The organism is Mesorhizobium sp. WSM4846 (assembly GCF_055811415.1).
In genome coordinates this window covers 1-11,136 of the sequence record NZ_JBVVPZ010000080.1, presented here as the reverse complement: position 1 = coordinate 11,136, position 11,136 = coordinate 1, and the positions used below count along the sequence as shown (strand labels likewise).

Below are 11,136 nucleotides of genomic sequence, written 5' to 3'. Positions count from 1 at the left end.
CCCCCCCCCCCCCCGGGGGGGGGGGGCCCCCCCGGGGGGGGGGGGCCCCCCCCGGGGGGGGGGGGGGGGGGGGGGGGAGGGCCGCGGGGGGGGGGGGGGGGTTTTTGGGGGGGCGGGGGGGGGGGCGGCTAAATTCCCCCCCCCCCACCCCGCGTCACTAAATGCCGCCATGCGGCATTTGCTCCGCGACCCTCCCCTCAAAGGGGAGGGTTAAGAGCCGCATCTCAAATCGCTGCAGTAATAATAATCTCGACCAGATATTCCGGCCCGGCAAGCTTGGCCTCGCCGGTGGCGCGGGCCGGGGTATGGCCCTGTGGCACCCACTTGTCCCATTCCGCGTTCATCTCGGCAAAGGTGCTCATGTCGGCCAGCCAGATGATCGCCTGCAGGATCTTGGTCTTGTCGGTGCCGGCCTTGGCCAGCAATTCGTCGATGGCCGTCAGGATGTCCCTGGTCTGGGCGCCGACGTTTCCGCCCGGTTCGCCGACCTGACCAGCCAGATAGACGGTGTTGCCCTGGATGACGATCTGGCTCATGCGTGGGCCAACATCAATGCGACGAATGCTCATTGGACGTTTCCTTCCTTTGTGGGTCGCGCCTCTTTAGAGTCGCGGTTCGCTGGGGGCAAGGTTGCATGAGCGAATCCTCTTGAGCCAGCAGGCGTGGGGCGAAAATAGGCACATGCAAATTGCTCCGTTCGCCGTAATTCCGCCGGATTGACTTGTTGACTAATGTAATAACATCACATATCCACCACCGCTGCCGTATTAGTGGTGTCCCACGGATCGTCACATGACCAAAACCTGCCTGACATTCCGCGACCTGACGCTGGGCTACAACAGCCATCCGGCGATCCATCATCTCGATGGCACGATCCGCCGCGGGTCGCTGACTGCCGTCGTCGGCGCCAATGGCTCGGGCAAGTCGACCCTGATGAAGGGTATCGTCGGCGTGTTGAAGCCGATGGCCGGCACGGTTGTCCGGGCGCCCGGCGTGCGCGCTGCTTATCTGCCGCAACAGTCGGAGCTCGACCGCTCCTTTCCCGCCCGGGTCGTTGATCTGGTTTCGCTCGGCCTGTGGCCACGGCGCGGGCTGCTCGGCCGCTACACCAGGGAAGATCGCGATTCGGTCAGCCAGGCGCTGATGGCCGTCGGCCTCGGCGGCTTCGAGAAGCGCCCGATCGATACGCTGTCGGGCGGCCAGCTGCAGCGCACGCTGTTCGCCCGCGTGCTGCTGCAGGACGCCGATCTCATCCTGCTCGATGAGCCGTTCAACGCCGTCGATACCAAGACCGTCGGCGACCTGATCGCACTGATCAAGCGCTGGCATGGCGAGGAACGCACGATCCTGGTTGTCGTCCACGATCTGGAACTGGTGCGCCAGAACTTCCCCGAGACGCTGCTGCTGGCGCGCCAGCCAATCGCCTGGGGCGAAACCAGGGAAACACTGCGGCCGGAAAACCTGTTGCGCGCGCGCCGCTTCCACGAAGCCTGGGAGGAGAACGCGCCCTGGTGCGAGCCCGACAAGCACGGTGATCACGGGCACGACCCTGGGCACAACCATGCGCACGACCATCATCACGGCTCCGGGCCGCGGGCCGCATGATGGACATGCTCTACGGTCTTCTCATCGCTCCGTTCGCCGAATTCGCCTTCATGCAGCGGGCGCTTGCCGGTTCGCTGATGCTGTCGCTCGGCGCCTGCCCGGTCGGCGTGTTCCTGATGCTGCGGCGCATGAGCCTTTCCGGCGACGCCATGGCCCACGCCATCCTGCCGGGTGCTGCCGCCGGGTTTCTGTTTTATGGGCTGGAAATCCTGCCGATGACCATCGGCGGGCTGATTGCCGGCATCATCGTCGCGCTCGGCGCCGGCGCCGTCTCGCGCTTCACCATCCAGCGCGAGGACGCTTCGATGGCGGCCTTCTATCTGATTTCGCTGGCGATCGGCGTGCTGATGGTGTCGATCCGCGGCTCCAGCGTCGATCTCATGCATGTGCTGTTCGGCACCGTGCTTGCGCTCAACAATGAAGCGCTGACACTGATCGGCGGCATCGTGCTGGTCACGCTGGTCAGCCTCGCAATCTTTTGGCGGGCGCTCGTCGCCGAATGTCTCGACCCGCTGTTCCTGCGTTCGGTCAGCCGGCTGGGCAGCCCGGTGCATTTCATCTTCCTCGGCCTCGTCGTGCTCAACCTGGTCGGCGGCTTCCAGGCGCTCGGCACGCTGCTATCCGTCGGGCTGATGATGTTGCCTGCGGCCGCCGCCCGCTTCTGGACCATGCGCGTCGAGCCGATGTGCGTGCTGGCGGTGCTGATCGGCTTTGCCTCCTGCGTCGCCGGGCTGCTTCTGTCCTATCACGTGTCGCTGCCTTCCGGCCCAGCCATCATCCTGTCCGCCGGCGTCGTCTATTTTGCCTCGATCCTGTTCGGCACGCGCGGCATCCTGCGCGCCCGTATTATCCATCACCGCCACAGAACCGCCTGATCCCGAAGGAGTGCTGTCCATGCTGAAATCGATCCGCGCCGCCTTGGCAGTGGGCGTTATGACATTGTCAGCCTTTGGCGCGTCGTCGGCCCTCGCGGAGCCGTTGAAAGTGGTCGCCAGCTTCACGATCATTGCCGATTTCGCCAAAAATGTCGGCGGCGACCGGATCAATCTGACCACCATCGTCGGGCCGGATGGCGATGCCCATGTCTACGAGCCGAGCCCGGCTGACGCGGTGGCGATGGCGGGTGCGGATGTGGTGCTGGTCAACGGCCTGCATTCGAAGGCTTTTTGCAGCGCCTGGTCGACGCCAGCGCGACCAAGGCGACGATCGCCGTTTTGACCAAGGGCGTCACGCCGATCAACTTCAAACCCGAATTCGCCGATGCCGACGCCGCTGAAGGCGAAGATACCGATCCGCATGCCTTCCAATCGGTCGCCAATGCCAAGATCTATGTGAAGAACATCGCCGACGCCTTCTGCACCGCCGACGCCGAGGGTTGCGACAGCTACAAGGCCAATGCCGCCGCCTATACCGAGAAACTCGACACACTTGAGGGCGAAGTGCAGGCGGCGATCCAGTCGATCCCGGAAGAGAAGCGCGTCGTCATCACCTCGCATGACGCCTTCGGTTATTTCGAGAAGGCCTATGGCCTCACCTTCCTGGCGCCCGAAGGGGTGTCGACCGAGTCGGAGCCGTCCGCTGCCGACGTCGCCAAGTTGGTCGGCCAGGTGAAGCAGGACAAGGCGGCGGCGGTCTTCATCGAGAACATCACCAACGCGCGGCTGATCGAGCAGATCGCCAGCGAAACCGGCACCAAGGTTGGCGGCACGCTTTATTCGGATGCGCTGTCGCAACCCGACGGCCCGGCCTCGACCTATATCGACCTGATGCACAACAACATCGCCCAGATCAAAGGCGCGATCCTCGGAAGCTGATGCCTTCCTGGCCAGCCGGGCCGCGCCGGCTCTGTTGGATTCTCCGTCGAAAATAACTATCTGCGCAGTGGGATTTCATTCTGCGCGGATTGCCGATCTCGTCGGGGAGTCTTAAGACTGCGGCCAAACCAGTTTTGCGAGGAAACATGGAATATCGTCAGATCACCGAGGACTATTCGGTCTCCGGCCAGATCCAGCCCGAAGAAGTCGCCGCCATCAAGGCCGCGGGCTTCAAGAGCGTCATCTGCAACCGGCCTGATGACGAGCAGCCCGGCCAGCCTTCGGCGGACACGGTCAAAGCGGCAGTCGAAGCCGCCGGGCTTACCTTCCGCTACATCCCGGTCATCAGCGGCCAGATCACGGCCCAAAATGTCGAGGACCAGGCTGAGGCGCTCGATGAGCTCGAAGGCCCGGTGTTCGCCTATTGCCGTTCCGGCGCACGCTGCACCAACCTTTTTGGGCTGATCCAGCAGTCGAAGGGCTAAAGCGCGTCGCGTCTGACCGGCCTCATGCGACGCGCTTCAGGTTGCTGGTTTATTCATGTCGTGATCGCAAAACCGCTAACCCTCGGGTCAGGCCCTGGGTCGGGCCCGAGGGCATGCTTTTGCGCGACATGCATTAAATCGGCAGCGCGCCGGTTTCCTTCAGCGTTTCCAACACGATCGCCGTCTTCACATGCTGCACGGATTCGTGCGGCAGGAGCACGCCGTTGACAAATTCCGACAGCGATTTCAGGTCGGGCGTCACCACTTTCAGGATGTAATCCATCTCGCCGGTCAGCGCGTGCGCCTCCTGCACTTCCGGCAGCCGCGCCACCAATTCGCCGAACCGCCGCGCATTGTCGCGGTTGTGGGTGGCGAGCGTCACCGAGATGACGTTGACCAGTGAGAAGCCGAGCTTGTCGCGGTCGAGCACCGCGCGATAGCCCCTGATATAGCCGTCCTCCTCCAGCCTCTGGCGGCGACGCGAACATTGCGACGCCGACAGGTTCACCCGTTCCGACAAATCGTTGTTGGTCAGCCGTGCGTCGCCCTGCAAGAGAGCCATTATCTTGCGGTCAAACTGGTCTATGCGCGCCTCATCCATGATTTTTTCATCCACCATGCACAATTCCCGCATGATCTATTCGTTTAAAGCGTTTGAATGCAAGCACCATGCGCCTGCTCCGCGCTATAGTAGCGTCAAAATGGCCCTTTGCGGCCAAGCAGCTTTAGGAGGACAATACCATGGGTCCCTTCCCGCACGATGCACCGCCCGCAACGATCAGCAAGGCCAATCCCGCCGGCACCGACGGCTTCGAATTCGTCGAGTTCGCGCATCCCGAACCGGAAAAGCTCGCCGACCTTTTTACCCGCATGGGCTATGTACCGGTAGCCAAGCACCGCACCAAGAACATCACCGTCTGGCGGCAGGGCGACATCAACTATGTCGTCAATGCCGAACCCGGCTCGCATGCGATGAAATTCGTCGACAAGCACGGCCCCTGCGCTTCCTCGATGGCCTGGCGGGTGGTCGATGCCAAGCACGCGTTCGACCATGCTGTCGCCAAGGGCGCCACACCCTATGAAGCCGTCGACAAGGCGCTCGATGTGCCGGCGATATCAGGCATTGGCGGCTCGCTGCTTTATTTCATCGAGGTCTACGGCGACAAAGGCTCGGCCTACGAAGCCGAATTCGACTGGCTGGGCGAGCCCGATCCGAAGCCGGAAGGCGTCGGCTTCTATTATCTCGACCACCTCACCCACAATGTCTGTCGCGGCAATATGGACAAATGGTGGGATTTCTATCGTGACCTGTTCGGCTTCAAGCAGATCCATTTCTTCGACATCGACGGCAAGATCACCGGCCTGGTCAGCCGCGCCATCACCTCGCCCTGCGGCAAGATCCGCATCCCGCTCAACGAGTCCAAGGACGACACCAGCCAGATCGCCGAATATCTGAAGAAGTACAATGGCGAAGGCATCCAGCACATCGCCGTCGGCACGGACGAGATCTACGGCGCCACCGACAAGCTGGCAGCCAACGGGCTGAAGTTCATGCCCGGCCCGCCGGAAACCTATTATGAGATGTCCCATGCCCGCGTGCACGGCCATGACGAGCCGATCGAGCGGATGAAAAAGCACGGCATCCTGATCGACGGCGAAGGCGTGGTTGACGGCGGCACGACCAAGATCCTGCTGCAGATCTTCTCGAAAACCGTAATCGGCCCGATCTTCTTCGAATTCATCCAGAGGAAGGGCGACGAGGGTTTTGGCGAGGGCAATTTCCGCGCGCTGTTCGAATCGATCGAGCAGGACCAGATCAAGCGTGGCGTGCTGAAGGTGCAGGCGGCGGAATAGGCGACGCCTATTTGGGCAAGCCGGCGGCCTTGCGCAGAATGTCGTTGATCCGGCTCTGCCAGCCGGGACCGCCGGCGCGAAAGCGAGCGACCACATCGCTGTCGAGGCGCAGCGTCACCTGTTTCTTCGGATTGTCGAGCGCCGGCCGCCCGCGCGAACGCCGAATGCTCTCGGTGAGGTCGGGAAAAACTTCAGCGAAGGGACGAGCGTTTCGAAAATCGTCCTCTGTCCATTCAGGATTGTCCGAAACGGCATCCCAATCTTCCTTGCTGTAGCCCCGCCCCGGTTCGAACTTTGTCTGCAGCTTAGGTTTTGTCATTGAACAACCTTCTTTCATTCGGGTTGGCCGGGCGCATCGAAATGATCGAGATGCCCTCGGAGCCGAGCCAGGCAAAGATTACGGCAACGATCCCGTCAATCTATCCGACCGATTGCCATGAGACGATCAGCTTTGGCCGCACGGATCGTTGACGTAAGGAAAAATTCCTCATCCAGCGTGGCAAAATCCGACCCGTGCTTTTCGATGTTGGCCAACCGTTTTGGTTCGTCCCAGACGATCTTCATCGAAATTTATGTACCTACAATAATTAAGTCAAGAATTTTCGTAACTACAATTAATTGCCGCCATCAATCGCCAACCGCTCGACCTCCGCTCTCCTCAGTTTGAGATCATAGTCGAGGAAGAATTCGTCGAGCTGCGGCGGCTTTACCGAGGTGCCAGACAGCATGGCGTGCACCTGGCCGCGATGATGGATGTCGTGGATGAAGAGGTGGGCGAGCAGATCGCCGATGCGCTCCGGTATTTTTCCGTCCTCGCGCCGGTCGGTGACGACACGGCGGTCGAGATCGTGGGCCGACAAATGATCGCAGAAGGCGATCAGCCGCCGGTCGGCCGCAACCTGGGCGGCAAACAGCGCTTGTGGTTCATCGAACGGCACGAAATCGTCATGGGCCGCGGCGCCAACGCCGCCCTCTTCGAGAAAATCGAGATAGAGATGATCGACCGCGAGGATATGGTTGAGCGTCGCCTTGATCGACGGAAAGAAGCTGGTTCGCTCGGCTTCGAATTCGCCGGGCTCAAGCTGCAGCACGGCGCTATAGAGCCGGTCGTTCGACCAGAGGTCGTTGCGCGCCATGCGGCGCAGATGGTCGAGCGTTGCGCGGAAAGCCGCTGCGGTTGGTAAGCCCGGGCGAGCGCGCCTCGATGCGATAGCTCAGCCGGACCGCCTGGATGAAGATCGCCAGCACGACAAGTGCCCAGACACCGCAAAGAAGATAGACCGTCTCGCCTGTCATTCTCCGTATTTCTCGACCCTCTGCTCGATCGCACCAAAAATCGAATGTCCGATCCTGTCCTTCATCTCGATGCGCACAATGTCGCCAAGGCCCAGGAACGGGGTTGTCGGTTCGCCGGCCTCGATGGTCTCGATCATGCGCAACTCAGCTGTGCAGGAATAGCCGGCGCCGCCCGCCGAGACAGGCTTGCCAGGCCCGCCGTCGAGCTTGTTGGAGACCGTGCCCGAACCGATGATGGTGCCGGCGGCCAGCGGCCGGGTTTTCGCGGCATGCACAATCAGCGCCGGAAAATCGAATGTCATGTCCACGCCGGCGTTGGCGCGGCCGAACGGCTTGCCGTTGAGATCGACCAGCAGCGGCAGGTTGACCTTGCCGCCATCCCAGGCCTCGCCAAGTTCGTCCGGCGTCACCGCGACGGGCGAAAACGCCGAGGACGGCTTTGATTGGAAGAAGCCGAAGCCCTTGGCAAGCTCTGGCGCGGTGAGGGAGCGCAGCGTGACGTCATTGACTAGCATGACCAGCCGGATCGCGGCTCTTGCCGCATCGAGGCTTGCGCCTATCGGCACATCGTCGACGACGACAGCGACTTCCCCTTCCATGTCGACGCCAAGAGCCTCGTCGACCGTGCGGATCGGATCACGCGGCGCGATGAAACTGTCCGAACCACCCTGGTAGATCAGCGGATCGGTCCAAAAGCTTGCCGGCATCTCGGCGCCGCGCGCCTTCCGCACCAGTTCGACATGATTCACATAGGCCGAGCCATCAGCCCACTGGTAGGCGCGCGGCAACGGCGAATGGGCATCATGCTCGTGAAAGCGCGCTGACGGCACCGCATTGTTCTCCAGCGATTCCGCTATTGTCGCCAGATGCGGCGCGATCCGGTTCCAGTCGTCGAGCGCCGCCTGCAGCGTCGGCACCAGAAACGAGGCATCGGTGAACCGCGTCAGGTCGCGCGAGACGACGACCAGCTTTCCGTCGCGCGTCCCGTCCTTCAATGTGGCAAGCTTCATGCGGTTTCCTCTCCTGATGCGGCTTTGGTGCCGCTTTGAATTTTGTTATACGCATGATCTCTTCCGAAAACCGTTCTCACTTTTCGCTAACGCGGTCCTTCGGTTCGGGATCATGCTCCAGTCCCACAACAAGGCCGTCGTGGGCAATCGTCAAGTCTCCGGCCCATGTTTTCCTGACGGCGGCGATCCAATCGGCCTCGCCGATCTCGGGATCATCGGCCGGGATGAGGTGGTTGAGCACCAGTCTTTTGGCTCCTGCGTCACTGGCGATGCGCCCCGCCTCCTCAGCAAAACTATGGCTGGCGAGCAGATGCTCCCTCAGCCGCGCGCCATTGCCGGTTTTCGCGACGAGCCGCTCGATGCCGTCTTCCAGCATGGCTTCATGGACGAGAATGTCGGCGCCTTTGGCGAAATCCGCCAATGGCGGAAAGAACGCCGTATCGGCGGAAAACACCACGCTCTGTCCGGCATGCTCGAAGCGCAGCGCAAAGCAGTCGTTCACCGGCGGATGGTCGACGCGTAGCGCCAAAACCTTCAGGCCGCGCTCCTCCATAACCCAGCCTTCGCCGAACTCGATGATCGAAACCAAATCTGCGATATCAGGCCGGCCTTCGTCGACTATGCGTATCTCGATGTCGAATTCCATCGCCTGGCAAAAGCGCTGCCAGTAATGGCCGGTGCCGGGCGGGCCGAACACGGTGACCGGTGTCGCCAGACCCGCCGTCCAGGCGGTGTGGATCAGCGGACCGAGTTCCAGCACATGGTCGGAATGCAGATGCGTGATGAAGACCAGGTCGAGCGACTTCAGGCTGATGCCGGTCTCGGCCAGCCCGTGCGTCACGCCAAGCCCGCAATCCACGACGATGGTACGTCCGCCGAATTTCAGCAGCGACGAACTCGGCCACGGACCGCCCGGCCGGAGCGCCGGGCCGCCCTTCGAGCCCAGCAGCACCAGCCGATCCCGCATTGGATCAGCGCTCAAGACCAGTCGCCCTCGGGCGTGCCGTTGAAGCGCTTCTTCAGATCGGCCCAGCAGTCGATGTAATTGTCCTGCCGGGTTTCAACCTCGGCGGCGTAGCGGGTCAGCATCTGTGGGAATCGCGTCTCGAACATGAAGGCCATGGTGTTGTCGAGCTTGACCGGTTTCAACTCGGCGCGCGAGGCCTTTTCGAAGCCAGACGCGTCAGGCCCGTGGGCCAGCATCAGATTGTGCAGGCTGATGCCACCGGGAACGAAACCCTCTTCCTTGGCGTCGTACTGGCCGTGGATCAGGCCCATGAACTCGCTCATGATGTTGCGGTGATACCAGGGCGGGCGAAACGTGTTTTCGGCCACCAGCCAGCGCGGCGGGAAGATGACGAAGTCGATGTTGGCGGTGCCCTCTTCGCCGCTCGGCGCGGTCAGCACCGTGAAGATCGACGGATCGGGATGGTCGAACAGGATCGCGCCGACCGGCGAAAACGTTGCAAGATCATATTTGTAGGGCGAGTAGTTGCCGTGCCACGCCACCACATCCAGCGGCGAATGATCGAGGTCGGTGACATGGAACTGGCCGCACCATTTCACGATCAGCCGGCACGGCGTCTCCTTGTCCTCGAACCAGGCGCAGGGCGTCTTGAAATCGCGCGGATTGGCCAAGCAATTGGCGCCGATCGGGCCACGATCCGGCAGCGTCAGCTTGGCGCCGTAGTTCTCGCAGACATAGCCGCGCACTGTTTCATCGACCAGTTCGACCTTGAACACGAGGCCGCGCGGCAGCACGGCGATCTCGCCCGGTCGCAATTCGATGACGCCCATCTCGGTGACGAAGCGCAGCGCCCCCACTTGCGGCACGATAAGCAACTCGCCGTCGGCGTTGAAGAAATGGTCGTCGGCCATCGAGCGGTTGGCGACGTAGACATGGGCGGCCATGCCGGTCTGGCCGAGCACGTCGCCGGCGGTGGTGATTGAGCGCATGCCGGCAATGAAGTCCGTCGGTTCCTTCGGCATCGGCACCGGGCTCCAGCGGTACTGGCCAAGCGCAAGTTCGTGATCGCCGACATTCGGCGCGCTTTTCCACAGCGGATAATTCGCCGCCTTGAAGCGGCCGGTGTGCCTGACGCTCGGCCTGATGCGATAAAGCCAGGAACGCTCGTTGGTGCCACGCGGCGCGGTGAAGGGCGAGCCCGAAAGCTGCTCGGCATAAAGGCCGTAGGCCGGCCGCTGCGGCGAATTCCGCCCTTGCGGCAGCGAACCGGGCAAAGTCTCGGTTTCGAAGTCGTTGCCGAACCCCGGCATGTAGGAAAAGGCCATGGCATCCTCCCTGGATTGACCAAATTGGTTTCGTTTGTAACCATTGAAAATGTAACTATCAATCGTGATGGAGCAGACCATGGAGGCTGACACCCTCGAACTCGAAAGCTTCCTGCCCTACCGGCTCTATCGCCTTGCCGATGCTGTCAGCCGCGAATTTTCCAGGGTTTACAAGGACCGCCACGGCCTGACGCGGCCCGAATGGCGCACGCTGGCCGGTCTCGGCCAGCACGGCACGATGACGGCAACAGCGCTCGGCGAACAGTCGGCCATGCACAAGACCAAGGTTTCGCGCGCCGTCGCCGAGCTCGAACGACGCCGCTGGCTGACGCGAAAACCTGATGAAAAAGACCGCCGTGTCGAGCATCTGACGCTGACCAACGCGGGCCTTGCCGCCTATCGCGAGATGGTGCCGTTGGCAAAAGCGTTCGAGCGGGACCTGCTGGGAAGGCTGAACGCCAGCGAGCGAGCGGCGGTCACGGAAGGGATGGCGGCACTTAAGGGGGCATTGGATAGATCAACGACGCAGCTATGAAACTGCTACGCAGCGATCCTTCCCACCCCTCCAACGTTTCCGGAACGGCACCCGGCCAACACTCACCAATCCATGACAACCTTGCCGGAATTGCCGCTCTTCATCGCCTCGAAGCCGGTCTGGAAGTCGTCCACGCCGATGCGGTGGGTGATCAGCCCACTGACATCGAGCGGACCCTGCACCAGCGCGATCATCTTGTACCAGGTCTCGAACATTTCGCGGCCATAGATGCCCTTGAGATGCAG

At 62.0% G+C, this 11,136-nt stretch carries 13 protein-coding genes and 3 pseudogenes; 6 read left to right on the top strand and 10 right to left on the bottom strand.

Going from position 1 to position 11,136, the window contains the following annotated elements; genetic code table 11:
• Positions 1 to 224 precede the first annotated feature (224 nt).
• Positions 225 to 569 (bottom strand): RidA family protein, encoded by a 345-nt coding sequence (locus AC0L15_RS32795; protein WP_287247688.1) that lies wholly within the window; start codon positions 567 to 569, stop codon positions 225 to 227.
• A gap of 223 nt (positions 570 to 792) precedes the next feature.
• On the opposite strand from AC0L15_RS32795, the gene aztA reads away from it, so the two are divergent.
• From aztA to AC0L15_RS32775, 4 genes and pseudogenes are all read left to right on the top strand, one after another.
• Complete coding sequence (aztA, locus tag AC0L15_RS32790; protein WP_236387001.1) at positions 793 to 1,605, top strand: zinc ABC transporter ATP-binding protein AztA; 813 nt, start codon at positions 793 to 795, stop codon at positions 1,603 to 1,605.
• Positions 1,605 to 2,480 carry a zinc ABC transporter permease AztB gene (aztB, locus tag AC0L15_RS32785; RefSeq protein ID WP_287247714.1) on the top strand — a complete coding sequence of 292 codons (876 nt, stop codon included), beginning with the start codon at positions 1,605 to 1,607 and terminating at the stop codon, positions 2,478 to 2,480. The genes aztA and aztB overlap by 1 nt, the downstream gene beginning before the upstream one ends.
• A 19-nt stretch (positions 2,481 to 2,499) precedes the next feature.
• Positions 2,500 to 3,419: pseudogene (gene aztC / locus AC0L15_RS32780) on the top strand (zinc ABC transporter substrate-binding protein AztC).
• A 146-nt stretch (positions 3,420 to 3,565) separates the two neighbouring features.
• Positions 3,566 to 3,904 (top strand): protein tyrosine phosphatase family protein, encoded by a 339-nt coding sequence (locus AC0L15_RS32775; protein ID WP_128176911.1) that lies wholly within the window; start codon positions 3,566 to 3,568, stop codon positions 3,902 to 3,904.
• Positions 3,905 to 4,037: 133 nt separating this feature from the next.
• Here the strand turns inward: AC0L15_RS32775 and AC0L15_RS32770 are convergent, their stop codons facing one another.
• Entirely contained in the window at positions 4,038 to 4,505 is a 468-nt protein-coding gene (locus tag AC0L15_RS32770) for an Lrp/AsnC family transcriptional regulator (protein ID WP_027153898.1), read from the bottom strand.
• 140 nt (positions 4,506 to 4,645) lie between these two features.
• Between AC0L15_RS32770 and hppD the strand changes: the two genes are divergently transcribed.
• Positions 4,646 to 5,758 (top strand): 4-hydroxyphenylpyruvate dioxygenase, encoded by a 1,113-nt coding sequence (hppD, locus tag AC0L15_RS32765; protein WP_473498367.1) that lies wholly within the window; start codon positions 4,646 to 4,648, stop codon positions 5,756 to 5,758.
• Between the two features lie 7 nt (positions 5,759 to 5,765).
• Here hppD and AC0L15_RS32760 read toward each other — a convergent pair whose 3' ends face one another.
• From AC0L15_RS32760 to hmgA, 7 genes and pseudogenes are all read right to left on the bottom strand, one after another.
• Positions 5,766 to 6,077: a BrnA antitoxin family protein gene (locus tag AC0L15_RS32760; protein WP_287247691.1), complete on the bottom strand. Its 312-nt coding sequence runs from the start codon at positions 6,075 to 6,077 to the stop codon at positions 5,766 to 5,768.
• Positions 6,064 to 6,322: pseudogene (locus AC0L15_RS32755) on the bottom strand (BrnT family toxin). Before AC0L15_RS32755 ends, AC0L15_RS32760 begins: the two are co-directional and overlap by 14 nt.
• A gap of 50 nt (positions 6,323 to 6,372) precedes the next feature.
• Positions 6,373 to 6,894 carry a DinB family protein gene (locus tag AC0L15_RS32750; RefSeq protein WP_287247692.1) on the bottom strand — a complete coding sequence of 174 codons (522 nt, stop codon included), beginning with the start codon at positions 6,892 to 6,894 and terminating at the stop codon, positions 6,373 to 6,375.
• Positions 6,854 to 7,054, bottom strand: a complete 201-nt coding sequence (locus tag AC0L15_RS32745) for a hypothetical protein (RefSeq protein WP_287247693.1) — start codon at positions 7,052 to 7,054, stop codon at positions 6,854 to 6,856. Before AC0L15_RS32745 ends, AC0L15_RS32750 begins: the two co-directional genes overlap by 41 nt.
• Positions 7,051 to 8,064: a fumarylacetoacetate hydrolase family protein gene (locus tag AC0L15_RS32740; protein WP_287247695.1), complete on the bottom strand. Its 1,014-nt coding sequence runs from the start codon at positions 8,062 to 8,064 to the stop codon at positions 7,051 to 7,053. The genes AC0L15_RS32745 and AC0L15_RS32740 overlap by 4 nt, the downstream gene beginning before the upstream one ends.
• Before the next feature lie 76 nt (positions 8,065 to 8,140).
• A complete protein-coding gene (locus AC0L15_RS32735) occupies positions 8,141 to 9,031 on the bottom strand; it encodes an MBL fold metallo-hydrolase (protein WP_287247715.1) in 891 nt (296 codons plus the stop codon).
• A gap of 11 nt (positions 9,032 to 9,042) precedes the next feature.
• Positions 9,043 to 10,356, bottom strand: a complete 1,314-nt coding sequence (hmgA, locus tag AC0L15_RS32730) for a homogentisate 1,2-dioxygenase (RefSeq protein ID WP_287247697.1) — start codon at positions 10,354 to 10,356, stop codon at positions 9,043 to 9,045.
• Positions 10,357 to 10,435: 79 nt separating this feature from the next.
• Between hmgA and AC0L15_RS32725 the strand changes: the two genes are divergently transcribed.
• Entirely contained in the window at positions 10,436 to 10,891 is a 456-nt protein-coding gene (locus AC0L15_RS32725; RefSeq protein ID WP_287070675.1) for a MarR family winged helix-turn-helix transcriptional regulator, read from the top strand.
• Between the two features lie 62 nt (positions 10,892 to 10,953).
• On the opposite strand, the pseudogene tdh reads toward AC0L15_RS32725, so the two are convergent.
• Positions 10,954 to 11,136, bottom strand: a pseudogene (tdh, locus tag AC0L15_RS32720) (L-threonine 3-dehydrogenase); the annotation flags it as partial.